The 23236-nt window shown below is 72.1% G+C and carries 21 protein-coding genes; 10 read left to right on the top strand and 11 right to left on the bottom strand.

The window, feature by feature from the left end; all coding sequences use genetic code 11:
* Positions 1–22 precede the first annotated feature (22 nt).
* The 3 genes from OHA58_RS05575 (at position 23) to OHA58_RS05565 (ending at position 4153) form a co-directional block, all read left to right on the top strand.
* Positions 23–1654 carry an ATP-binding cassette domain-containing protein gene (locus tag OHA58_RS05575; RefSeq protein ID WP_405476999.1) on the top strand — a complete coding sequence of 544 codons (1632 nt, stop codon included), beginning with the start codon at positions 23–25 and terminating at the stop codon, positions 1652–1654.
* Between the two features lie 217 nt (positions 1655–1871).
* Positions 1872–3131 (top strand): aminotransferase class I/II-fold pyridoxal phosphate-dependent enzyme, encoded by a 1260-nt coding sequence (locus OHA58_RS05570; protein ID WP_405476997.1) that lies wholly within the window; start codon positions 1872–1874, stop codon positions 3129–3131.
* A complete protein-coding gene (locus OHA58_RS05565) occupies positions 3128–4153 on the top strand; it encodes an MBL fold metallo-hydrolase (protein WP_405476996.1) in 1026 nt (341 codons plus the stop codon). The genes OHA58_RS05570 and OHA58_RS05565 overlap by 4 nt, the downstream gene beginning before the upstream one ends.
* Here OHA58_RS05565 and OHA58_RS05560 read toward each other — a convergent pair.
* Together OHA58_RS05560 and OHA58_RS05555 are read right to left on the bottom strand one after the other, a co-directional pair.
* Entirely contained in the window at positions 4133–4795 is a 663-nt protein-coding gene (locus tag OHA58_RS05560; protein WP_405476994.1) for a DedA family protein, read from the bottom strand. The genes OHA58_RS05565 and OHA58_RS05560 overlap by 21 nt on opposite strands.
* Entirely contained in the window at positions 4792–5565 is a 774-nt protein-coding gene (locus OHA58_RS05555) for an MBL fold metallo-hydrolase (RefSeq protein WP_405476992.1), read from the bottom strand. Before OHA58_RS05555 ends, OHA58_RS05560 begins: the two co-directional genes overlap by 4 nt.
* 84 nt (positions 5566–5649) lie before the next feature.
* On the opposite strand from OHA58_RS05555, the gene OHA58_RS05550 reads away from it, so the two are divergent.
* From OHA58_RS05550 to OHA58_RS05535, 4 genes are all read left to right on the top strand, one after another.
* Positions 5650–6081 carry a hypothetical protein gene (locus OHA58_RS05550; RefSeq protein ID WP_227298216.1) on the top strand — a complete coding sequence of 144 codons (432 nt, stop codon included), beginning with the start codon at positions 5650–5652 and terminating at the stop codon, positions 6079–6081.
* A 124-nt stretch (positions 6082–6205) separates the two neighbouring features.
* Entirely contained in the window at positions 6206–8320 is a 2115-nt protein-coding gene (locus OHA58_RS05545) for a phage holin family protein (protein ID WP_405476990.1), read from the top strand.
* A gap of 86 nt (positions 8321–8406) precedes the next feature.
* Complete coding sequence (locus OHA58_RS05540) at positions 8407–9792, top strand: amino acid permease (RefSeq protein WP_405476988.1); 1386 nt, start codon at positions 8407–8409, stop codon at positions 9790–9792.
* Positions 9793–9885: 93 nt separating this feature from the next.
* Entirely contained in the window at positions 9886–10311 is a 426-nt protein-coding gene (locus tag OHA58_RS05535) for an OsmC family protein (protein ID WP_405476986.1), read from the top strand.
* A gap of 163 nt (positions 10312–10474) precedes the next feature.
* Here OHA58_RS05535 and OHA58_RS05530 read toward each other — a convergent pair whose 3' ends face one another.
* Both OHA58_RS05530 and OHA58_RS05525 read right to left on the bottom strand, forming a co-directional pair.
* Entirely contained in the window at positions 10475–11335 is an 861-nt protein-coding gene (locus OHA58_RS05530; RefSeq protein ID WP_405476984.1) for a helix-turn-helix domain-containing protein, read from the bottom strand.
* Positions 11336–11496: 161 nt separating this feature from the next.
* Entirely contained in the window at positions 11497–12312 is an 816-nt protein-coding gene (locus OHA58_RS05525) for a helix-turn-helix domain-containing protein (RefSeq protein WP_405476982.1), read from the bottom strand.
* Positions 12313–12396: 84 nt separating this feature from the next.
* Between OHA58_RS05525 and OHA58_RS05520 the strand changes: the two genes are divergently transcribed.
* Positions 12397–12702: a 4a-hydroxytetrahydrobiopterin dehydratase gene (locus OHA58_RS05520; RefSeq protein WP_405476981.1), complete on the top strand. Its 306-nt coding sequence runs from the start codon at positions 12397–12399 to the stop codon at positions 12700–12702.
* Positions 12703–12708: 6 nt separating this feature from the next.
* Positions 12709–13422 carry a class I SAM-dependent methyltransferase gene (locus OHA58_RS05515; protein WP_405476979.1) on the top strand — a complete coding sequence of 238 codons (714 nt, stop codon included), beginning with the start codon at positions 12709–12711 and terminating at the stop codon, positions 13420–13422.
* Between the two features lie 91 nt (positions 13423–13513).
* On the opposite strand, the gene OHA58_RS05510 is transcribed toward OHA58_RS05515, so the two are convergent.
* Positions 13514–13978, bottom strand: a complete 465-nt coding sequence (locus OHA58_RS05510; RefSeq protein ID WP_405476977.1) for a hypothetical protein — start codon at positions 13976–13978, stop codon at positions 13514–13516.
* Complete coding sequence (locus tag OHA58_RS05505; RefSeq protein ID WP_405476975.1) at positions 13978–14454, bottom strand: hypothetical protein; 477 nt, start codon at positions 14452–14454, stop codon at positions 13978–13980. The genes OHA58_RS05510 and OHA58_RS05505 overlap by 1 nt, the downstream gene beginning before the upstream one ends.
* Positions 14455–14493: 39 nt before the next feature.
* Here OHA58_RS05505 and OHA58_RS05500 point away from each other — a divergent pair, with 39 nt between their 5' ends.
* Positions 14494–15462 carry a helix-turn-helix transcriptional regulator gene (locus OHA58_RS05500; RefSeq protein ID WP_405476974.1) on the top strand — a complete coding sequence of 323 codons (969 nt, stop codon included), beginning with the start codon at positions 14494–14496 and terminating at the stop codon, positions 15460–15462.
* 72 nt (positions 15463–15534) lie between these two features.
* On the opposite strand, the gene OHA58_RS05495 is transcribed toward OHA58_RS05500, so the two are convergent.
* The 5 genes from OHA58_RS05495 to OHA58_RS05475 all read right to left on the bottom strand — a co-directional run bounded on the left by OHA58_RS05495 (position 15535) and on the right by OHA58_RS05475 (position 23232).
* Complete coding sequence (locus OHA58_RS05495) at positions 15535–16407, bottom strand: aldo/keto reductase (protein ID WP_405476972.1); 873 nt, start codon at positions 16405–16407, stop codon at positions 15535–15537.
* A gap of 68 nt (positions 16408–16475) precedes the next feature.
* Positions 16476–17261 carry an ABC transporter ATP-binding protein gene (locus OHA58_RS05490; RefSeq protein ID WP_405476970.1) on the bottom strand — a complete coding sequence of 262 codons (786 nt, stop codon included), beginning with the start codon at positions 17259–17261 and terminating at the stop codon, positions 16476–16478.
* Positions 17258–19981, bottom strand: a complete 2724-nt coding sequence (locus tag OHA58_RS05485; RefSeq protein ID WP_405476968.1) for an ABC transporter permease subunit — start codon at positions 19979–19981, stop codon at positions 17258–17260. The genes OHA58_RS05490 and OHA58_RS05485 overlap by 4 nt, the downstream gene beginning before the upstream one ends.
* Positions 19982–19993: 12 nt before the next feature.
* Positions 19994–21250, bottom strand: coding sequence for an ABC transporter substrate-binding protein (locus OHA58_RS05480; protein WP_405476967.1), 1257 nt, complete (start codon positions 21248–21250; stop codon positions 19994–19996).
* 155 nt (positions 21251–21405) lie between these two features.
* Positions 21406–23232 (bottom strand): AMP-dependent synthetase/ligase, encoded by a 1827-nt coding sequence (locus OHA58_RS05475; RefSeq protein WP_405476965.1) that lies wholly within the window; start codon positions 23230–23232, stop codon positions 21406–21408.
* Between the last annotated feature and the right edge of the window lie 4 nt (positions 23233–23236).

The raw sequence follows: 23236 nt of genomic DNA, 5'->3' as shown, positions 1-23236 counted from the left end.
CCGGGCGCCCACAATGCGGACCATGGGACATCTGGAAGCCGCGCATCTCGAGTACTACTTGCCGGACGGGCGGGCGCTGCTCGGTGATGTCTCCTTCCGGGTCGGGGAGGGCTCCGTGGTCGCCCTCGTCGGGCCGAACGGCGCGGGAAAGACGACGCTCCTCAAGCTGATCTCCGGCGAGCTGAAGCCGCACGGCGGCACGGTCACCGTCGGCGGCGGGCTCGGCGTGATGTCGCAGTTCGTCGGCTCGGTGCGCGACGAGACGACCGTGCGCGACCTGCTCGTATCGGTCGCGACCCCGAGGCTCAGGGAGGTGGCGAAGGCCGTCGACACGGCCGAGCACCTGATCATGACCGTCGACGACGAGGCGGCGCAGCTCCAATACGCGCAGGCCCTGTCCGACTGGGCCGAGGCACACGGCTACGAGGCCGAGACGGTCTGGGACATGTGCACCACGGCCGCCCTCGGCATCCCGTACGACACGGCGCAGTTCCGCGAGGTCCGCACCCTCTCCGGCGGCGAGCAGAAACGACTCGTCCTCGAAGCGCTGCTGCGCGGCACCGACGAGGTCCTCCTCCTCGACGAGCCGGACAACTATCTCGACGTGCCCGGCAAGCGCTGGCTGGAGGAGAAGCTGCGCGAGACCCGTAAGACGGTCCTGTTCGTCTCCCACGACCGGGAGCTGCTCGCCCGCTCCGCCGAGAAGATCGTCAGTGTCGAGCCGGGACCCGCCGGCGCCGACGCCTGGGTGCACGGCGCCGGCTTCGCGACGTACCACGAGGCGCGGCGCGAGCGGTTCGCGCGCTTTGAGGAGCTGCGCAGGCGCTGGGACGAGAAGCACGCCCAGCTGAAGAAGCTCGTCCTCAACCTGCGGCAGGCGGCCGCGGTCAGCCACGAGATGGCGTCCCGCTACGCGGCGGCGCAGACCCGCCTGCGCAAGTTCGAGGAGGCGGGACCCCCGCCCGAGCCGCCGCGCGAGCAGGACATCACCATGCGACTGCACGGCGGCCGCACCGGCGTGCGGGCCATCACCTGCAAGGGCCTGGAGCTGACCGGCCTGATGCAACCCTTCGACCTGGAGGTCTTCTACGGCGAGCGGGTCGCGGTCCTCGGCTCGAACGGCTCGGGCAAGTCGCACTTCCTGCGCCTGCTCGCCGGGAACCCCGACGACGAGGTCGCGCACACGGGGGAGTGGAAGCTCGGCGCGCGCGTCGTGCCCGGCCACTTCGCGCAGACCCACGCCCACCCCGAGCTCCAGGGCCGCACCCTGCTCGACATCCTCTGGCTCGACAACGCCAAGGACCGCGGCGCGGCGATGGGGCGGCTGCGGCGCTACGAGCTGACGGCCCAGGCCGAGCAGAAGTTCGAGCGCCTCTCGGGCGGCCAGCAGGCCCGCTTCCAGATCCTGCTGCTCGAACTGGCCGGAGTGACGGCGCTCCTCCTCGACGAGCCGACGGACAACCTCGACCTGGAGTCCGCCGAGGCGCTCCAGGAGGGCCTGGAGGCGTTCGACGGCACGGTCCTCGCCGTCACGCACGACCGCTGGTTCGCCCGCTCCTTCGACCGCTACCTCGTCTTCGGCAGCGACGGCCGCCTGCGCGAGTCCGACGAGCCCGTCTGGGACGAGCGCAGGGTGGAGCGGGCGCGGGGGTAGCCGCCGCGGCGCCCCTGCCGCCGCCCCGTCACCCACTCGGCCCAGGCCCGCGGCACCCTCCCCCCACCGCATTCCCCCGTGCTCCCGCTTCCGGGCGACGGGCACCGACCCTCCCGCGCAGGCCGCGCGGGAGTGTGCGGCTCGGGAGAGGCTGGGGAGGGTATGAGGTGCCCATGAGGTCCCGGCAGTGCGGACTGGCAGCGCGTGGAGGTGGCACATGCGGGGCAACGACCACGGGATCCTGGAGGGGCGCGGGCCCGTCCGGTACGGGCCGCCGCTGCCGGACGACGGCCTTCCCGTCCTGCCTGAGCTGGCCGCCGCGGCCGCCGCTGCGGACCCGGCAGTCCCGGAACCGCTTGGCGGCGCCCCCTCCCTCCTCGACGCCGCCTGCGGCTACTGGCTGCGCCGCGGCCTTCCCACCGAGCCGGGCAGCACCGCGGCCGCGCCCGGCGGCGTACCCCTGCTCCTGGCGCTGACCGCCGCGATCGGCGGCGACGTGCTGCTGCCCCGGCCCTGCCCGGCCTGGTGGGAGCCCCAGGCGCGACTCCTTGGCCGGTCGGTCTTCCACGTGGCGACGCCCGCCGAGTGCGGCGGCGTCCCCGATCCGTACGCCCTCCTCGAAACCGTGCGCCGGGTCCGCGCCGAGGGCGGCGACCCGCGGCTCCTCGTCCTGTCCGTCGCCGACGACCCGACCGGGACGGTGCCGCCGCCCGAGATCCTGCACGAGGCCGTCGAGGCCGCCGCGGCCGAGGGCCTGCACATCGTCAGCGACGAGACCTGGCGCGACACCCTGCACCACGACCCGGCCCGCGCCACCGTCCTGATCGGCCCCGCCGAGATGCTGCCCGAGCACGTCACCGTCGTCACCGACCTCACCGGCGCCTACCTGCCGCCCGGACTGCCCGCGGCCGTCGCCCGCCTCCCCGCCACGGCGCGCGGGGCCGCACTGCGCGCCCGCGTCCTGGACATCCTCACGGCGCTCGGTGCGGTCCTCTCGGCCCCCGCCGCGGCGGCCGCCACGTACGTGCTCGGCGAACCCGCCGGGATCACCGCGCGCCTGCGCGCCACGACCGCCCTCCACGCGCGCGTGGCCGCCGCCGTGCACCGCGCGTTGCTCGTCTCCGGCGGACTCGCCCGGCCGCCCGAGGCCGGCCGCCACCTGTACGCGGACCTGGACCGGCTGCGCCCCGCACTCGCCGCCCGCGGTGTCGGCGACGCCCAGGACCTGGAGGACCGCCTCTCCGAACGGCTCGGCATGCCCACCCCCGGCGGCCACCGCTTCGGCGACGACCTCGCCGCACTGCGCGTACGCCTGTCCACCGGCCCCTTCCTCGGCTCAACCCCGCAGGAGCGCATGACGTCTCTCACCACACCGGAACCTCTGGAATTGCCGCACGTGCAGCGGGCGTTGAGCATGTTGGAGTCGGCACTCGACGATCTCAGGGCCGACGTCAAGGGATGGGAGAGTCCTCGATGACGCAGCAGTCCGAGTCGACGGCACAGCGAGCTGATGCCCCCGCGTCCTTCGTACCCCTCGCCGAGCCGAAGCCGCTCGGCGGGGGACGTATGTGGCCCAAGTCGTTCGCCGACCGCCTGACGGCGCCGCTGCCCGGACTGCGCGCCTTCGCCCGGTTCGCCAGGGAGGGCGCGCTGCGGCCGCCGCCCGAGGCCCTGACCGAGATCGCCGCCCTGCCGTTCGAGCCGGGCCCGCTGCCGGCCGTGGACGCCCGTACCGTCGCCGTCAGCTGGGCGGGGCACGCCAGTTGGGTGCTGCGCATAGGCGGCCTCACCGTGCTCACCGACCCCGTCTGGTCCCGCAAGATCCTCGGCACCCCGGCCCGCGTCACCCCCGCGGGCGTCGCCTGGAGCGCCCTGCCGCGCGTCGATGCCGTCGTGATCAGCCACAACCACTACGACCACCTGGACGCCCCCACCCTCAAAAGGCTCCCGAGGGACACCCCCGTGTTCGTGCCCGCCGGACTCGGCCGCTGGTTCACGCGCCGCCGCTTCACCCGCGTCACGGAGCTCGACTGGTGGGAGGCGGCCGAACTGGACGGCGTGCGCTTCGACTTCGTCCCGGCCCACCACTGGTCCAAGCGCAGCCTCGCCGACACCTGCCGCACCTTGTGGGGCGGTTGGGTCCTCACCGACCTGGAGGGGCAGCGGGTCTACTTCGCCGGGGACACCGGATACGGCCACTGGTTCTCGGAGATCGGCAGCCGCTACCCCGGCATCGACCTGGCGCTCCTGCCCATCGGCGCCTACGAGCCGCGCTGGTGGCTGAAGGACGTCCACTGCGACCCGGAGGATGCGGTGCAGGCTGCGCAGGACGTGGGCGCGCGCCGGATGGCGCCCATGCACTGGGCGACGTTCCTGCTCTCGGCCGAGCCGGTCCTCGAACCTCTCACGCGCGTACGGGCCGCCTGGCAGAAGGCGGGACTTGCGCGCAAGGACCTGTGGGACCTGCCGGTCGGCGCCTCACGCGTGCTGACCGTCTGAGCGGCCCCCGCGCAGCCGCCGCCACACGGCGGGCGCCGCGCTGATCAGCAGCGTCAGACCGACCGCCGCCACGACGCCCTCCCACGGCTCGCTGAACAGGGAGCCGCCGAGGATGCCGATGAGCTGATACGTCAAGGCCCAGGCCAGGCACGCCGGGACATCCCCGCGGGCGAACTGCCGCAGCGGCATCCTCGCCATCAGGCACGCCAGCATCACGGGGATGCGCCCGGCGGGCACGAGCCGGGACAGGACGAGCACCATCACCCCGTGGTCGGCGAGCTTGTCCTGCGCCTGCGCGAGCCGCTCCTCGGGAGCCCGGTCGCGAATGGCGGCCAGCCACTTCGAGCCGTTCTTCGACCCCATCCCGCGCTGCCCCAGCCAGTACAGCGCCACATCACCGAGGAACGCCGCGAACGCGGAGACACCGAACACCAGGAGCAGCGAGAACGGCGCCGTCTGATGGAAGGCGACCACGGCCGCCGAGCTGACGAGCGCCCCCGTGGGGACGACCGGCACCAGCGCCCCGATCACGATCAGCAGGAACAACGACGGGTATCCGACCGCCTGTTGGGTGGACTCCGGCGGCGTGTGCGTCACCGCGGCGGCGAGCAGCTCGTGGCCCGCGCGACCGGCCGGGTTCACCTGGCGACCTCCGGCCGCACGCTCTCCCCGTGACCGAGCAGATGCACCGTCACCTCGGGCGCCAGCTGGGCGGAGCGCCGCACGAACTCGTCGCCCGGCGTGTGGAATTCGTGCGGCCGCACCGCGTCCATGCCGATCGGCCAGTACGTCCCGTAATGCACCGGAACGGCGCTGCGCGGCGCGATCCGCGCGAGCGCCTCGGCGGCCCGGCCCGCGTCCAGATGGTGCGGCCCGAGCCAGGGACCCCAGCCGCCGACCGGGAGCAGCGCCACATCCACCTCGCCCACCGCCTCCGCCATGGAGTCGAAAAGCCCGGTGTCACCGGCGAAATACGTGCGGGCCTCGCCGCTCACCACGAACCCGAGCGCGGGGGAGCGGTGCGGTCCCACGGGGAAGCGCCGCCCGTCGTGCGACGCGGGCACGGCCCGTACGACGAGGTCGCCCACCTCCACGCGCGTGCCCGGCTCGACCTCCGTGAACCGCAGGTGCGTGAGCTTGCGCAGGCCGGGCACCGCGCGCCGGGCCCCTCGCGGGAGCAGGACCAGGGTGCCGGGGGCCAGCCGGGCCAGGGACGGGACGTGCAGATGGTCGGCGTGCAGATGCGAGACGAGGGCGACGTCGGCGACGGCGGCCTCGGGCGGCGGGGGCGCCCCGCGGCGCCGGCGCAGATGGGCGAGGCGGCGCGTGAAGAGCGGGTCGGTCAGCACACGGATCCCCGAGTCCTCGACCGTGCAGGTGGCGTGACCCCACCAGGTGATCTCCACCGGCACCTCCAGGACCTCCTCCGTGCGACTCCCCCCGAGCCTACGGGCAGGAGTAGGGTCGTCGGGGAAACCGGAGGTGAGGGGGACACCATGGGTGAACCGGCGGAAGAGACGGCGGCCGGCGCGGTCCGCGTCACGGCGATCGCCAGTCTGACCCCGCTGGAGGAGCTGGACGCCGACCCCTTCCTCGTGGACTCGCGCAGCCAGCACGCGATGTGCGCCCGCTGGGCCGCCGACCGGGGCTACGTCGTGACCAGAGAACTCCTCGTCCACTCACTGCGCTCCGACCACGACGTGCTGTGGGCGGACGTCGACGCGGGCCTCGTCGACCTGTTCGTCGCCCCGAGCGACCGGGTCCTGCGGGCCGCTCTGCGCTCGGTCGACGAGTTCACGGCCGAGTGCGAGCGCCGCGGCGTCCGCCTGGAGACCGCGGGTCTCGCGGAGCCGTCGTACGACGCGGAGATGAAGAAGCGCGTCCACCGCCGCATGTCGATGCCGACGGCCGGTTACGACGGCTGCTGAGCCGGCACCCCGCGCGTCCCGCGCCGGGCACTTGTGTTCGCAGTCAGGGGAAAACCCGGACGTATCGCGCTCATATGACACGCTTGGCCCGGGGTCGACCGGACAGCGAGAGGGTGAGCGAGGCGTGGGCGAGGGGCGTTGGCGGCGGTTCGCCGGCACGTGGTGGCGGTCGATCGCCGTGTGGGCGGTCAGCACCGTCACGATGCTCGTGCTCGCCGGGATCCTGCCGGACTTCCAGCTCCAGTCGGACAACGGCGACAGCGCCACCCGCATCGCCGTCACCGCCGCGCTCGGCGCGGGCGCCTTCGGCATCCTGTCCGCGCTGGTGTGGCCGCTCCTCGTGCGCGCCCTGCTCCTGGTGCCCGCGCTCGTCCTCGGCCTCGTCGTCTTCTTCCTCAACGGCGGACTGCTGCTCTTCGCCCTGGCCCTCGTCCCCGACGGCCGGGGCGAGGCCAACCCCGAGACCGCCGTCGTCGTCGCCGCCGTGATGTCCGCGGTCGCGTCCGCCACCGGGGGAGCCCTCGCCGTACGCGACGACGACGCCTACCGCCGCCGCCTGTACCGCCTCGCCGACCGGCGCCGCCGCAGAGGGAGCGCCGGAGCGGGACCGTCCACCCCCGGCACGGTCTTCCTCCAGCTCGACGGCGTCGGCCACGACGTCCTGCGTGACGCCGTGGACCAGGGCGTGATGCCCACCGTCGGCGCCTTTCTCGGCGCCGGCACCCACCGCCTCACCCCCTGGCGCACCGACTGGTCCAGTCAGACGGGCGCCAGCCAGCTCGGCATCCTGCACGGCAGCAACTACGACGTGCCCGCGTTCCGCTGGTACGAGAAGGACACCCGCGAGATCCAGGTTTCCAACCGGCCCACCAGCGCTGCCGAACTCCAGCGCCGCGCCATCGAGCACACCGGCGACGGCGGCCTCCTCACCCTGGACGGCGCCAGCCGCGGCAACCTCTTCAGCGGTGGCGCCGAACAGGTCGCCCTCGTGCTGTCGGTCGCGGCCCGCCGCGGCAGGGAGAACCGCTCGCGGGCCGGCTACTTCGCCTACTTCAGCGACCCGGCGAACGCCGTGCGCACCGCCCTGTCCTTCGTCGCCGAGGTCGGCCGCGAGGTCGGCCAGTCCACCCGGGCCCGCCTGACCCGGCAGCGCCCCCGCGTCGGCCGCGGCGGGCTCTACCCGTTCATCCGGGCCTTCGCGACGGTCGTGGAGCGGGACGTCGTCGTCGCCGCGGTCGTCGGCGACCTGCTCGCGGGCCGCAGCGCGGTCTACGCCGACCTCGTCGCGTACGACGAGGTCGCCCACCACTCCGGGCCCGTCAGCCGCGACGCCGAGAAGGTCCTCGCGCGTCTCGACCGCTCCCTCGCGCTGATCGCGAAGGCCGCCGAGCACGCCCCGCGCCCGTACCGGATCGTCGTCCTGTCCGATCACGGGCAGAGCCCCGGCGAGACGTTCCGCGCCCGCTATGGTCTCGGCCTCCAGGACCTCGTCCGGGCGGGCTGCGGGCTGCCCGTGCCGCGCAGGGCCCGGCGCACGCACAGTGGCGCCGAGGCCCGCGCCGCCGTCAGGACCGCGCTGCGCAGACCCGTCGAGGAGGGCGGCGAGAAGCACCGCCCGGCGTCGCGCCGCTCCGAGCCGATCGTGCTCGCCTCCGGCAACCTCGGCCTGGTCTCCTTCCCGGACGTGCCGCACCGCATGAGCAAGGAGGAGATCGACGCCCGCCACCCGGCGCTCCTGCCCACCCTCGCCAACCACCCCGGCATCGGCTTCCTGCTGGTGCGCAGCGAGGAGCACGGCGCCGTCGTCCTCGGCGCGCGCGGCGCCGAGATCCCCCTGGCCGACCTCGACGAGCGCCCGGGCCCGCTGGCCGACTTCGGCGCGCACGCCGCCGACGCGGTCCGCCGCACCGACTCCTTCCCGCACACCGCCGACATCATGGTGAACTCCTGGTACGACCCGGCCGAGGGCGAAGTGCTCGCCTTCGAGGAGCAGATCGGCTCCCACGGAGGCCTCGGCGGCGCCCAGGGCCACCCGTTCCTGCTGGCCCCGAAGGTCTTCTCGCCGCCCGTCGCGAAGGGCGCCGAACTGGTGGGCGCCCAGCAGGTCCACCACGTGCTCCGCCGCTGGCTGCGCGAGGGCAGCGGCCCTCAGGTCCCGGTGGACAAATCCCGGCACGAGCCCGCCCCCGACGCATCATTTACGGCCGCGACGGTCCCTCCGCAGGACAAATCCGCCTGATTTTGAACGATGTGTGCCGGGGGCCGACCATGGGACGTCGCCCGGCGATCCCGGTCGGCGCCCGCACGAGAGAGGCGCACCACCCCATGCCCCACACCGGAACCGTGACGAAGCCGGCTCCGGCCCCGCAGCACGAAGAGCTCCCCAGCAAGCACGCCCGCCGCTTCGGTCTCCCCATCGCCACCACCCTCGTGATGGGCAACATCATCGGCGGCGGCATCTTCCTGCTCCCGGCCTCCGTCGCCCCCTTCGGCACCATCAGCCTCGTCGCCTTCGGCGTCCTCACCGTCGGGGCCATCGCGCTCGCGCTCGTCTTCGGCCGCCTCGCCCGCCGCCATCCCCAGACCGGCGGACCGTACGTCTACGCGCGCGAGGCGTTCGGCGACTTCGCCGGGTTCCTGGCCTCCTGGTCGTACTGGATCACCACCTGGGTGTCGAACGCGGCCCTCGCCGTGGCCGCCGTCGGCTACCTCGACGTGCTCCTGCCCATCCACGGATCCCGGTTCTGGACCCTCGTCGCCGCGCTCACCGTCCAGTGGCTGCCCGCCCTCGCCAACCTCGCGGGCACCCGCTACGTCGGCGCGGTGCAGCTCGTGTCGACGGTCCTGAAGTTCGCGCCGCTGCTCCTAGTCGCCGTCGGCGGCCTGTTCTTCTTCCACGCCGACAACCTCGGACCGTTCCGGGCGAGCGGCGACTCCTCGCTCGGCGCCGTCTCCGCGTCCGCCGCGATCCTCCTCTTCAGCTACCTCGGCGTCGAGTCCGCCTCGGTCAGCGCCGGCGAGGTCCGCGACCCCGAGCGCAACGTGGGCCGCGCCACCGTCCTCGGCACGGGCCTCGCCGCCCTCCTCTACCTGCTGTGCACGGTCGCCGTCTTCGGGACCGTCGCCCACGACCGGCTCGTCGACTCCAGCGCGCCCCTCTCCGATGCCGTCAACGCCATGTTCGGCGGCACCTGGGGCGGCACCGCCGTAGCGATCGCCGCGATCGTCTCCATGCTCGGCGCCCTGAACGGCTGGACGCTCCTGAGCGCCCAGACCCCGTACGCCGCCGCCAAGGACGGCCTGTTCCCCGCGGTGTTCACCAAGAAGAAGCGCGGCACCCCGACCGTCGGCGTCCTCGTCGCCGTCACCCTCGCCTCGCTCCTGACGGTCTACAACTACACGGCGGGCTCGGCCGGGGTCTTCGAGACCCTCGTCCTTGTCACCACGTTCACCGCGACCGTCCCCTACCTCCTCGCGACCGCCGCCCAGATCTACTTCCTGCTGTCCGGGCAGGGCCACCGCGTCAGCGGCCCGCGCCTGGCCCGCGACATGGTGCTCGCCCTCGCCGCGTTCGGCTTCTCCCTGTGGCTGGTCGGCGGCGCCGGATACGCGGCCGTCTACCAGGGGGTCCTGTTCCTCTTCGTCGGGGTCCTCGTCTACGCGTGGATGGCGGCCCGCAAGAAGCGCATCGCCGGGGACACCACCGACTGATCCGTGCCCCGTGCGCATTCCGGCCATAAGCGGTCCGGGTGTGGTCGGATGGTGCCCAACGCCCCAACCGGCACCCGACTGAAGGGAATCACCGTGGCTACCACGCGCTCCGCGCACACCGTGTGGGAAGGCGATCTGCTCAAGGGGAGCGGCCTCGTCACCTTCGACTCGTCCGGCATCGGCCAGCAGGCCGTGTCCTGGCCCTCCCGCGCCGAGCAGGCCAACGGCAAGACCAGCCCGGAGGAGCTGATCGCCGCCGCGCACTCCAGCTGCTTCTCGATGGCCCTGTCCAACGGCCTGACGACCGGCGGCAACCCGCCCACCAAGCTCGTCACGTCCGCGGACGTCACGTTCCAGCCGGGTGAGGGCATCACCGGCATTCACCTCACGGTGGAGGGCACGGTGCCCGGGCTCGACGAGGCCGGATTCACCGCGGCCGCCGAGGACGCCAAGAAGAACTGCCCGGTGAGCCAGGCGCTCACCGGCACCACGATCACCCTCACGGCAAAGCTCGCCTGACGGCGCACACGCAGCCTTCACGTGCCGCGGTCCCGCAACGACGGGCCCGCGGCACTGCTGTCACCACGCGTCGGCTGTCACGGCACGTCGGCGGTCACCACGCGTCGCCGTCATCACACGTGGGCGGTCACCACGCGTCGGCGGTCACCACGCGTCGTGTGTTTCAGAGCGCGTCGCGCTTCTTCCGCAGCAGCTCCACCGTGCGCTCCGCGGACGCCGCCTGCGCCGCGATGTGGTCGAGCACCTCCAGATGGGTGCCCACCTCGGCCCGGCCGTCCAGATAGAGCGCGCCCGTGACGTACTCGCTGAAGACCATGTCCGGCAGCTCGCGCACCGGGAACCGGAAGAGCGTGAACGGTCCGAACGTCCCCGGGTGCGGGCCCGCTGCGAACTCGGCGATCTGGAGCGTCACTTGAGGCAGTTCCGTCGCCTCGATGAGCCGGTCGAGCTGATTGCGCAGCACCTTGGGGCCGCCCGGCGGCCGGCGCAGCACCGTCTCGTCCATCACGACCCACAGATGAGGCGCGTCCTCACGGGTCAGCAGCGCCTGCCGGGCCATCCGCAGCGTCACATGGCGTTCGAGGTCACCGGGCCGCGTGCGCCCGACGGTGCCCGCGTCCAGGACGGCCCGCGCGTACTCCTCCGTCTGCAGCAGCCCCGGCACGAAGTGCGGCTCGTACGACCTGATGAGCCCGGCCGCGCTCTCCAGGCTCACGTACAGGCTGAACCAGTCGGGCAGGATGTCGTGGAACCGCTGCCACCAGCCCGGCAGATTCGCCTCCTCGGCGAGCCCGACGAAGGCCTCGGCCTCCTGCTCCGGCACCCCGTACAGTTCCAGGAGCATCTGTACGTACGGGATCTTGAGGGCGACCTCCGCGGTCTCCATGCGGCGTATCGTCGCGCCGGTGACGCGCAGCGCGCGGGCAGCCTCGTCGCGATTGAGCCCGGCCGACTCCCGCAGTTCCCGCAGGCGTCTGCCCAGAACCACCTGACCCACGGTCGGCGCGGGCCGCCGTTCACTCACGTCACGTCTCCCCACGTGCCGGGCGGCGAGCGGATTCGGGAGCCGGTGCGCTCCCAGCCGCGGCACTGCGCGCACTGAACATGTGCGCGAGCCGCGTGAACGGTACCAGTGCGATGAGTAGCCTGCCCACTACCGCGTGGATCCCGCCAGGAGGTCCCCGACTACGGCGCGAGCGACCGCAGATACTTCGCCGTCGCCGGGTCGGCGGGCAAGAACGTCTCGATCGCCAGCTCGGCCACCGTCACGTCCATCGGGGTGTTGAACGTCGAGATCGACGACACGAACGACAGGACCTGCCCGTCGTGCTCGATCACCATCGGCAGCGCGAAATAGGGCACCTCCTCGCCGCCCTCCCCACCGTCGTCGCCCCCGTCCCTGTCCGCCACCGGATACGCCTTGACCTCGTCGTACACCGCGCGCAGCGCCTCCGAGCGGTCCAGCGCGATCTGCCGCTCCATCTGCGCCAGGAGATGCCCCCGCCACTCGCGCAGGTTCCGGATCCGTGGCGCGAGGCCCTCCGGGTGCAGGGTGAGCCGCATCGCGTTGAGCGGCGGGGTCAGCAGCGACTCGGGAATCCCCTCCATCAGCATCGCGATGCCCCGATTGGCGGTGACCACCGTGTACGTCGCGTCGACGACCAGCGCCGGATACGGCTCGTAGCCGTGCAGGAGCCGGTCCAGGCCCTCACGCAGCGCCCCCATCGACGGGTCGTCGAGCGGGGTCTCCGCGAACCGCGGCGCGTAACCCGCCGCGAGCAGCAGCGCGTTGCGCTCCCGCACCGGCACGTCCAGATGCTCCGCGAGCCGCAGGACCAGCTCCTCGCTCGGCCGCGACCTGCCCGTCTCCACGAAGCTGAGATGCCGGGCGGACGAATCGGCGCGCAAGGCGAGCTCCAGCTGGCTCACCCGCCGCCGTTCCCGCCACTCGCGCAGCAGAGGACCGATTCCGGACTGGCGAGCACGCGTGGCAGTCGACATGCCACGACCGTAGCCGAGGGGCGCGCGGCACCACCCCTGTGGGACGCTGGAACTCCTCGCACATCACAGGGAAAGGACCTGGTCATGCCCTTGGAGCCGCTGTCCCAGAAGGAGATCGAGGACCGTCTCGCCGAGCTGCCCGGATGGAGCGTGGCCGACGACAGACTCACCCGCACCTACCGCCTGGCCAACCACTTCGCGGCCACGGCCCTCGTCGTGCACATCGCGCAGATCCAGGACGAGCTCGACCACCACTCCGACCTCACCCTCGGCTACAACACGGTCGACCTGTCTGTGAACACCCACAGCGTGGGCGGCGCCCTCACTCACCTCGACTTCGGCCTCGCCCGGCGCGTCGAAGAGATCGCCCCCACCCACGGCGTGCGCTGACCGCCAGTGCTGGACTACGACAAGGAAGCCGCGGTCTACGACGAGACCCGCGGCGGCATACCCCGCGCCCGGTCCGCCGCCGAGGCGGTGCTCCGCCTCGTGCCGCCCACCGCCCGCACCCTTCTCGACCTGGCCTGCGGCACCGGGCTCGTCACCATGCGGCTCACCAGGCCGGGCCTGCGCCCTGTCGGCGTCGACCTCGCCCCCGGCATGCTCCGCGCCGCGGCGCCTCGCCTCGACGGCGCCGCCGTCCGCGGCGACAGCCGCCAACTCCCGTTCCGCAGCGCCTCCGTGGACGTGGTGACCGTGATCTGGCTGCTGCACCTGCTGCCCGACGCGCGCCCCGTCATAGCCGAGGCCGCCCGCGTCCTGCGGCCCGGCGGCGTCCTGGTGACCACCGTCGACAAGGCCGCCGCCCACGACGTGGGCAGCGACATCGACGCCCTCGTGGCCCCCTACCGCGGCCGCCTCCCCTCCGACGCGGCCGCACAGGTCGCCGCCCACGCCGCCGGCCACGGGCTGCGGCCGAGCGGCGAGGCCCGCTTCCCCGGACACGGCCAGGGCCGCACCCCGAGGCGCCTCGCCGACGACGTACGCCGCGGCAGGGTCTACGCGGCCGGGGGCGCCGCGCTCGCCGACCGTCTCGCCGCGCTCCCCGGCCCCGAAATCCCGCGCGCGGACCCGCAGTTCACCGTGCACGCCTTCACACGGCACACCTGACGCAGCATCAGTGGGCCGCGTCGGGCCGAGCACGGAGTCTCGGCGTTGAAGCGCACGCGAAGTTCAAGGCGTGGCGCGGCGCGGGACCGGGTCAGGCGTGACGGGTGAACGCCATCGTCCAGTTCGACAGCCACGTGTCCCCGCCGTCCACCGAGAAGAACTGCTCCCAGTGCGCCGTCGTCGCCGAGATCCCCGACCAGACGAACCGCACGCGGACGTCCTTGCCGTCATGGGTGTCGTCCCCCTCGAAGACGCCCCGCCCGGCCCCGTCGAAACGGCCGATGACCGGCGGGAACAGGATGCCCGTGCGGCTGGACGACCAGTTCAGCGACCACGTACCGGCCGCGTGGTCGAAGAGCCGCAGTGTGAGTCCCTTGAAGCCCTGGGCGGGGCAGTCCATCTCGTCGATGTTCGCCGCACCGTCGAACATGCTCCAGCAGCGGTTCGTCGCGGCGAACTCCTCCCAATCGCTGTCCGCGTCGAGGAAGTCCGTGCGCCTGCGGTGGGCGACGTCCCAGTCGCCGCAGAAGAAGTCGAAGTCGTGCGCGGTGCTCATCAGCGGTCTCCCGTGGTGCCGTCGGTGAGTGAATCGGCCAGATATCCGTCGAGGTCGGGGACGTTCGGGGCCAGCATGTGCCGTACCCACGCATCGCGTTCGTGCAGCACCGGCGGCAGCTCCCACACGCAGCCGATCCACGGCAGGTCGAGGATCACGAACCGCGTCGGATCGCTGTCGGGACAGCCGATCACCGGCTGCCCCGCGGCCGCGCCCCGGAAGTGCAGGACGTTGTCCCACACCCAGCTGTACGCGTTGATGTACGCCCCGTCGTCACCACCGCGGTGCACCACGACGAAGGTCGCCGGAGGCGTCCCGTCCGGCTCCGGAAGCAGCTCCGGCAGCATGGCGTACGCCGCCTTCTCCACATCCGGCGCGATCCCCGCCGGATCCGCGCTCACGTGATAGCGCTTCACGCGCCGGCCCCCCACCTCGACGGGCGGCAGCGACCACAACAGTTTCTCCTCGAAAGCCATGGCTGGAAGCTAAGGCCACTTCACTGACATCCTGTGTCAGTGAAGTCCAGCCGACTGGTGTCCATCCTGCTGCTGCTCCAGACCCGCGGCAGAATGACCGCCGCCCAGCTCGCCGCCGCACTCGAAGTCTCCGTACGCACCGTGTACCGCGACATCGACGCCCTGCACGCGGCGGGCGTACCGCTCTACGGCGACGCCGGGCACGCCGGCGGATACCGGCTCATCGACGGCTACCGCACCCGGCTCACCGGCCTCACCGCCGACGAGGCCGAAGCCCTCTTCCTCGCCGGAGCGCCAGGACCCGCCGCCGAACTCGGCCTCGGCCCCGTGCTCGCCGCCGCCCAGCTCAAGGTCCGCGCCGCGCTCCCCGCCGAACTGCGCGCCCACTCCGAACGCATCAGCGCGCGCTTCCACCTCGACGCCCCCGGCTGGTACGCCGACGAGGACGACGTCCCCCACCTCCCGGCCGTCGCCACCGCCGTCTGGAACAGCCGCGTCCTGCACGTGCGCTACCGGCGCTGGCGCGCACCCACCGACGTCGAACGCCGCCTCGAACCCTACGGACTCGTACTCAAGGCGGGCCGCTGGTACGTGATCGCCTCCGCCGGAACGGAAGGCGCCCGCACCTACCGCGTCGACCAGTTCCTCCAACTCCACCTCAGCGACGAGAAGTTCGAGCCGCCCGCGGACTTCGATCTCGCCGCGTACTGGCGCGCCTACCAGGACGACTTCCACGGCCGCCTGCACAGAGGCGACGCCGTCGTACGCCTGGCCCCGGGCGCCGCCGACCGGCTGCCGGGCCCCGTGCCGCGCGCAGCGGCCCACGCCACCGCCCGCCCGGAACCCGACGGCTGGACCAGAGCGGTCGTCCCCATCGAGTCGGTCGACCATGCCCACGACGAGTTCCTGCGCCTCGGCGCCGACATCGAGGTCCTGGAACCCGCCGACCTGCGCCACCGCATCCAGGCCACCGTCAAAGCCCTCGCCGGCCTCTACGGCCGCGCCTGATGACAGGCCTCACACACGTGTGCCCCGCCTCCGGACGGAGACGGGGCACACGTTGCCGTACGTGTGAAGCGGTCAGGCCATGTCGAACGTCGCCGGGTCGGGACCCAGGCGACGGTCCTCGTTCAGCGCGCTGATCGCCGCGATGTCCTCGATGTCCAGCTCGAAGTCGAACACGTCGATGTTCTCCACGATCCGCGACGGCGTCACGGACTTGGGGATCACGACATTGCCGAGCTGGACGTGCCAGCGCAGCACGACCTGAGCCGGCGTGCGCCCGTGCTTCTGGGCGATGGCGACGATCGCCGGGACCTCGAGAAGGCCCTTGCCCTGACCCAGCGGCGACCAGGCCTCGGTGGCGATGCCCTGCTCCGCGTGGAACTCGCGCGCGGCGCGCTGCTGGAGGTGCGGGTGCAGCTCGATCTGGTTGACCGCCGGGATGATCGACGTCTCGCCGAGGAGGCGCTCCAGGTGCTCCGGAAGGAAGTTGGAGACACCGATGGCCTTGGCGCGACCGTCCGCGTAGATCTTCTCGAAGGCCTTGTACGTGTCGACGTAGCTGTCCTTCGAGGGCAGCGGCCAGTGGATCAGAAACAGATCGAGGTAGTCGAGGCCCAGCTTGTCGAGGGAGGCGTCGAAGGCGCGCAGCGTCGCGTCGTAGCCCTGGTCGGCGTTCCACAGCTTCGTGGTGACGAAGAGCTTCTCGCGGGCGATGCCGGAGGCGGCGACGGCCTTGCCGGTGCCCTCCTCGTTGCCGTAGATCGCGGCGGTGTCGATGCTGCGGTACCCGGCCTCCAGGGCCGTCGCGACAGCCTTCTCGGCCTCGGCGTCCGGCACCTGCCAGACGCCGAAACCGAGCTGGGGCATCTCGACGCCGTTGTTCAGGATGATCGGGGGGACCTTGCTCACGAGCTCTCGATCCTTCGCGTTGTCGGGTGGTACTCCCATCGTGAACGATCACGGCCCGGGACGCATTCCCGTTCACGGCGTGTTCACAGCGGCGCCCCGGGCCCCGCTCACCCGGCGGAACCGAGATAGGCGTCCCGCACGGCCGGGTCGGCGCGAACCGCCGCCGGAGTGCCCTCGGCCAGCACGGTCCCCAGGTCGAGAACGACGATGCGGGAGCAGAGGTCCATGACGAAGGAGACGTTGTGCTCGACGAGGAGCACGGCGCAGCCCTGTTGGTCTGACAGATGACGGATGACAGATGTCAGCTGACAGATTTCATCATCTGTCATTCCTGACGCGGGCTCGTCGAGCAGCACCACCCGCGCCCCCTCCACCCCCGCCCTGGCCAGTTCCACCATGCGTGCCTGGCCCACGGGGAGCGCCCCCGCGTACTCCCCGGCCAGCGCGTCGAGGCCGCACGCGCGCAGCATCGACGCCGCCCGCTCGCGGCGCCGGCGCTCGTACGTCCGTCTGGTCGGCGCCGCCAGCAGGTCGGCGGCGAGCCCGCCCCCGCCGCCCCGCCATTCCTGCGCCACCAGCAGGTTGTCCGCGACCGTGAGCTGGCCGAAGAGCTGCTGGCGCTGGAACGTGCGGCGCATCCCGTGGCGGGCCCGCCACACGGGGGAGCGGCGCGTGATGTCCTCGCCGTCCAGAAGGACACGGCCCTCGTCGGGGCGCCGGATCCCGGAGACGACGTCGAAGAACGTGGTCTTGCCTGCGCCGTTCGGGCCGATGAGGCCGCACACCTCGCCGGCGCGCAGCGTCACGCCGGCCCCGTCGAGCGCGCGGATCCCGCCGAAGCGGACGCCGACCCCGGCCGCTTCGAGTACGGGTCCCCCAGTGGTCCCGCTCATGGCCGCACCGCCCCTTCCTCTTCCGCGTCCTGCGCCGTGCCCGGTCCGCTCGCGGCGAGTCCCAGGTAGGCCTCGGTGAGCCGGTCGGCCCGCACCTCGGCGCGCGGGCCGCACCACGAGACGCGGCCCCGGTCGAGATACGCGACGGTGTCGGCGACGCCGAGGATCTCGGTGGCCTTCTCCTCGACGAGGAGCAACCCCGTCCCGGCGTCGCGGAGTTCGGTGAGCAGCCGGAACACGTCCTCGACGATGCGCGGCGCGAGGCCGAGGGACGGCTCGTCGGCGATGAGGACCCGGGGCGGCTCCTGGAGGAGCGGGGCGAGGGCGAGCAGCTGCTGTTCACCGCCGGAGAGTGCGCCCCCGGTGACGTTGCGGCGGGCGGCGAGCCCGGCGAAGCGCTCGTACACGGCCTCGCGCGCGTGCTTGTCGGGGAGGTGCAGGGTGAGGTTCTCCTCGATGGTGAGGGCGGGGAAGATGCCGCGCCCTTCGGGGGCGAGGAGTACGCCGGCCCGCGCCCGGCGGACGGGGCCCTCGCGTGTGACGTCGCGCCCGGCGACGTACACCTGCCCCCGCAGGGGTGTGAGGAGTCCGGCGGCGGTACGGCACGTCGTGGACTTCCCGGCGCCGTTGGGGCCGAGGAGGGCGACGATCTCGCCGGGGTGGACGGCGATGCCGACCCCGTGCAGGACGGGCGCGCCGTCGTATCCGGCGTGCAGGCCGCGCAGTTCGAGTACCGGCGGGGCGACACTGTCGGGCGGAGGGGCCGGCGCCCGGCTCGTTGCTTCGACGACAGGGCCTCCCGCCCCCGGTTTCGTACTCCTGCGCCTGTGCCGTCGTACGGAAACCGCCGCGCAGTACCCGTCCGGGTCGTTGGCGAGTGCGAGGCCCGCCAGGCCGAACAGGACGACCGGCAGATGGACGGAGTCCGTGACGTAGTCCGCGACGAGGTGCGGCACGATCGCGTAGACGAGGCCCGCGACGACCGCGAACTGGGGGCGCCGTACCCCTGCCGCGACGACCACCGCGAGCCAGATCAGGCCCGTCATCGCGGTGAAGTCGGTAGCGGTGATACGGGTGTTGTACGACGCGTACATCACGCCCCCGAAGCCCGCGAGGCCGGCCGAGAGGGTGAAGAGGAGGAGTTTGGTGCGGATCACGGAGACGCCGGAGGCCATCGCGGCGGCGGGCGCCGAGCGTACGGCGAGCATCGCGCGGCCCGAGGGGGAGTTGCGCAGTGCGCCGAGGGCGGCCACGGCGGCCGCGCACAGGACGACCATCGCGACGCCCATCGCCCGGTCGTCGCTCAGGTCGACAGGTCCGAAGGCGGGGCGCGGGATCTCCCAGCCGGTGTCGCCGTTCCTCAACCAGCCCATCTGGAAGAGGACTTGGTCGGCGAGGAAGGCGAGGGCGAGCGTGGCGAGGGCGAGGGTACGGCCGCCGAGGCGCAGCGCGGGCAGCGCGACGAGCGCCCCTAGGACGGCCGCGACGCAGGTGCCCACGAGCGCCGCCGCGATGAACGGCCAGCCGTGGCTCATCAGGAGCCCGGCCACGAGCGCCGCGCCGGTGACGAAGGTGGCCTGCGCGAGGGACACCATCGCGCCGAGCCCGGTCACGACGGTGAAGGAGACGAAGACGAGCGAGAGGGCGAGGCCCTGGGCGAGGATGCCGCTCCAGAACGGGGTCGTCACCGTGTAGAAGGCGGCCGCGAGCAGCACGGCGGCCACTGCCCACGGCCCCCACTTCCGTGCCCAGGGGCGGCCCGCGAGGTAGTCGACGGGCGGGGCGTCGGCGGCGGCCGTCCCCGCCGTGCGCTGTCGCCGGGTGAGCAGCAGCAGTCCGGCGAAGAGGATCAGGAACGGGACGGCGGTGCGGAACCCCGTGATGCGTTCGGCGAAGGAGGAGTAGCCGGCGACGAGGTTCTGCAGGACACCGAGGCCGAGTCCGCCCGCGAAGGCGAGGGGTACGGAGGCGAAGCGCCCGAGGACCGCGGCGGTCGCCGACACGAACAGGAACAGGGTGAAGTCGTGCGCGGACAGGCCGAGCAGCGGGGTCGCGAGGACGCCGGCGAGGCCCGCGAGCCCGGACGACAGCATCCACGCCACGGTGGAGAGCCGGTCGGCGCTCATGCCGCGCAGTTCGACGAGTGAGCGGTTGTCGACGGCGGCCCGCAGGCGCAGGCCGAGGGTGGTGTGGCGCATCAGGATCCACAGGCCGAGCGCGACGGCGGCGGTCGCCACCCAGGTGATCAGCTGGTCGGAGTCGATGCCGACGCCGTCCATCAGCTGCCAGTTCTTCGCGGGGCTCGGGCCGACGCCCGGCAGCCCGAACTGGTTCTCGGCGGGCTTGACGGACACGCCCGCGTCGTCGAGCAGTTCCACCACCCACAGGCCGAGCGCGGGCAGTGCGACGAGGAGGCCGATGGTCGCGACGATCTGTGCGGTCTCGCCGACGCGCGCCAGCTTGCGGAACATCAGCCGGTCAAGTCCCCAGCCCAGCAAGGGAGATGCGACACAGACGAGGAGGAGCGCGGTCGGCACGGCGGGCCAGCCGAGACCGGAGTGCAGTTCGTAGAAGGCGAGCGCGCACAGGTAAGCGGTGGCGCCATGGGCGAAGTTGAAGAGGCCGGAGGCCGAGTAGGACAGGACGAGGCCGGTGGCGAGGAGCGCGTACAGCGCACCCGACACGAGCCCGCTCAGCACGAAGGCCAGCAGGTCGGACATGCGGGGCGCCCCCTACTTGAACGGGATGGGCTCGTAGCACTTGAAGGGTGACGAGACGTGGTACGCCCCGTTCTTGAGCTGGACGAGGGCGCCGCAGCCGAACGACTCCTTCTGCCCCTTGGGCAGGGCGCGGTCGCCGACCATCGTGCCGGTGTCGGAGAACCCGTTCGCGGCCTTCTGGAAGGAGGCGACGGTGAGGTTCCGGCCGGCCTTCTGCGCGATGGAGAGGAACAGGTCGGCGGACATGTAACCGGTCATCATGTGCATGTTGAGCGGCACGTCCTTCCCGCCCGACGCCTTCTTGATGTCCGCCTTGAACTGCTTCATCGCCGCCGAGCGCGTCTCGAAGGGCTCGAAGGTCAGCAGGATGTGCACCCCGTCGAGCGCCTCCTTCGTCGCGCTCTTGGCGAGCAGCCCCGGGTCGTAGTCGGTCGGGTCGGTGAGGACGCCGCGGTACCCGGCGCGCTTGACGGCGGTGAACAGGCCGATGTTGTACGGGGTCTGCATGACGGAGACGACGATGTCGGGTGCCTTGCCGCCGTCGCTGCGCAGGATCTCCTTGGTGTACGCCGACCAGTCGCTCGGCACCGAGGTCGCGGGCACGGACGACTTGGCGAACGTGACATTGTATCCGGCGGACGCGAAGCTCTGCTTGTAGGTGCGGATGGCGAAGGTGCCCGCGTCGTTGTCGTTGGCGAGGATGGCGACGGTCTTCCCCTTGGCGCCGTACGTGACCTGCTTGAGGCCCTCGGGCCAGGTCTGCGAGATGGTGCCGCCGGGCATCGGGACCATGCAGCCGCCGAAGCCGTAGATGTAGGCGGGTCCGCAGAAGGACGGGATCGTGCCCCAGCCGAACGTGGGGACCTTCTGCTTCTGGAGGAAGTCGGCGCCGGAGAAGGTGACCGAACTCATCGGCGAGATCGCGAACACCTTGTCCTGCTGGACGAGTTTGCGGGCCGCGGCGAGGTTCTTGGCCGGGTCCTGGCCGTCGTCCTCCGCGCCCAGGTAGTCGATCTTCCTGCCGTTGATCCCGCCCTCGGCGTTGGCGCGGGCGAAGCGGGCCCTCGCGCCGAGATCGGTGTCCTTCTTGCTGTAGCCGCTGGCGGTCGTCATCGAGACGATGCCGCCGACCTTGATGGCGTCATCCGTCACTCCGCGTACCGAACTCCCCTTGCTGTCAGGGGAGTTGCCGGTGGCTGCGGAGTTGCAGGCGGTGGCGAGCAGCAGTGCCGCCACAGTGGCGGTGATGGCGCGGACAGTTCGCGACACGATGGGCCCCCTCCGTCGGGTGAGGGTGATTCTGTGTGCGACCTGATGAACCGTCAATAACTGACGCATCGGTAATTGATGAACCGTCAGAAACGATTCGCGGCCGGGTCAGGGCCTTGTGGCGGGGTTACCGTCGGGAACGTACCGGGGCGCGATCAGCCCCGGTACAGCGCCTCGACCTCCTCCGCGTACGCCGTCTCGATCGCCTTCCGCTTCAGCTTCAGGGACGGCGTGAGCAGCCCGTGCTCCTCGGTGAACTGGTAGGCCAGTATCCGGAACGTACGGATCGACTCGGCCTGCGAGACCAGGGTGTTGGCCGCCACGACGGCCCTGCGCACCTCGGTCTCCAGGTCATGGTCGTGGACCAGCTGGGCGGGCTTCAGCGGCGGCTTGCCCCGCATGTTCAGCCAGTGCTCGACGGCCTCGGCCTCCAGCGTGACGAGCGCGGCGATGTACGGCCGGTCGTTGCCGACGACGATGCACTGCGCGACCAGCGGATGGTCGCGCACCCGCTCCTCCAGCTGCTGCGGCGAGACGCTCTTGCCGCCGGAGGTCACGAGGATCTCCTTCTTGCGGCCGGTGATCGTCAGGTAGCCGTCGTCGTCGAGCGCGCCCAGGTCGCCGGTGGCCAGCCAGCCGTCGTGCAGCGTGGCGTCGGTGGCCTTCGGGTCGTTGAGGTACCCCTGGAACACATTGCCGCCGTACAGCCAGACCTCGCCGTCGTCGGCGATATGAACCGTCGTGCCGGGGATGGCCTGGCCGACCGTGCCGTAGCGGGTCTGCTCCGGCGGGTTCGCGGTCGCCGCCGCCGTGGACTCGGTGAGCCCGTAGCCCTCGTAGATCGTGACGCCGGCGCCCGCGAAGAACAGGCCCAGGCGGCGGTCCATCCCCGAGCCGCCCGACATCGCGTGCCGCACCCGGCCGCCCATCGCCTCGCGGACCTTGGAGTAGACGAGCTTGTCGAAGATCGAGTGCTGCATGCGCAGCGACGCGGACGGCCCGGGGCCGGTGCCGAACGCCTTCGCCTCCTGCGCGTCCGCGTATTTGACGGCGCACTCGACGGCCTTGTCGAACGGCCCCGCCTTGCCGTCCTTCTCGGCCTTGCGGCGGGCCGCGTTGAACACCTTCTCGAAGATGTAGGGCACGGCGAGGATGAACGACGGGCGGAACGACTGCAGATCGGGCAGCAGGGCCGCCGCGTTGAGCTGCGGCTGGTGGCCGAGCTTCACGCCGCCGCGGATCGCGGCGATCTGCACCATGCGCCCGAAGACGTGCGCGAGCGGCAGGAACAGCAGTGTCGAGGCCTCGTCGCCGCGTTTGGAGTGGAACACCGGCTCCCACCGGCTGACCATCGTGTCCGCCTCGAACATGAAGTTCGCGTGGTTGATGACGCAGCCCTTGGGGCGGCCCGTGGTGCCCGAGGTGTAGATGATCGTGGCGACGGAGTCGGGGGTGACGGCGCGCCGGTGGCGGTGCACCACCTCGTCGTCGATGTGGGCGCCGGCCTCGATGAGATGGGGCACGGGATCGGAGTCCAGCTGCCACATCCGGCTGAGCGTGGGCAGCCGGTCGATGACGGTGGCGATCGTCATCGCGTGGTCCTCGTGCTCCACCATCGCGGCCGACACCTGCGCGTCGTGCAGGGTCCAGAAGACCTGCTCGGCGGAGGCCGTCGGATAGATGGGCACGACCTGGGCGCCGATCGTCCACAGCGCGAAGTCGAAGAGGGTCCACTCGTAGCGGGTCCTCGACATGATCGCGACGCGGTCGCCGAAGCGGACGCCCTGCGCGAGCAGCCCCTTGGCGAGCCCGAGCACTTCGTCACGGAATTCGGCGGCGGTCACGTCGCACCAGCGGCCCGCATTGTCCTTGCGGCCCAGCGCGACGCGCAGCGGATCCTCCAGGGCATGGTCGAACACGGCGTCGGCCAGGCCGCCCACCGGCGGCGCCGACGCCAGAGGGGGGTTGGTGAACTCGCGCAATGTT

This window comes from Streptomyces sp. NBC_00009, from assembly GCF_045040855.1.
Taxonomy (GTDB): domain Bacteria; phylum Actinomycetota; class Actinomycetes; order Streptomycetales; family Streptomycetaceae; genus Streptomyces; species Streptomyces aureus.
Note: the sequence above shows the minus strand (reverse complement) of the source record. Positions and strands in the feature narration are given on the sequence as shown.

Bases quoted from the DNA above. Each gene is read 5' to 3' on its own strand.
- OHA58_RS05575 (WP_405476999.1), top strand. From the start codon at position 23: ATGGGACATCTGGAAGCCGCGCATCTCGAGTACTACTTGCCGGACGGG.
- OHA58_RS05570 (WP_405476997.1), top strand. From the start codon at position 1,872: ATGCGGGGCAACGACCACGGGATCCTGGAGGGGCGCGGGCCCGTCCGG.
- OHA58_RS05565 (WP_405476996.1), top strand. From the start codon at position 3,128: ATGACGCAGCAGTCCGAGTCGACGGCACAGCGAGCTGATGCCCCCGCG.
- OHA58_RS05550 (WP_227298216.1), top strand. From the start codon at position 5,650: ATGGGTGAACCGGCGGAAGAGACGGCGGCCGGCGCGGTCCGCGTCACG.
- OHA58_RS05540 (WP_405476988.1), top strand. From the start codon at position 8,407: ATGCCCCACACCGGAACCGTGACGAAGCCGGCTCCGGCCCCGCAGCAC.
- OHA58_RS05525 (WP_405476982.1), bottom strand. From the start codon at position 12,312: ATGTCGACTGCCACGCGTGCTCGCCAGTCCGGAATCGGTCCTCTGCTG.
- OHA58_RS05520 (WP_405476981.1), top strand. From the start codon at position 12,397: ATGCCCTTGGAGCCGCTGTCCCAGAAGGAGATCGAGGACCGTCTCGCC.
- OHA58_RS05510 (WP_405476977.1), bottom strand. From the start codon at position 13,978: ATGAGCACCGCGCACGACTTCGACTTCTTCTGCGGCGACTGGGACGTC.
- OHA58_RS05505 (WP_405476975.1), bottom strand. From the start codon at position 14,454: ATGGCTTTCGAGGAGAAACTGTTGTGGTCGCTGCCGCCCGTCGAGGTG.
- OHA58_RS05495 (WP_405476972.1), bottom strand. From the start codon at position 16,407: ATGGGAGTACCACCCGACAACGCGAAGGATCGAGAGCTCGTGAGCAAG.
- OHA58_RS05490 (WP_405476970.1), bottom strand. From the start codon at position 17,261: ATGAGCGGGACCACTGGGGGACCCGTACTCGAAGCGGCCGGGGTCGGC.
- OHA58_RS05485 (WP_405476968.1), bottom strand. From the start codon at position 19,981: ATGTCCGACCTGCTGGCCTTCGTGCTGAGCGGGCTCGTGTCGGGTGCG.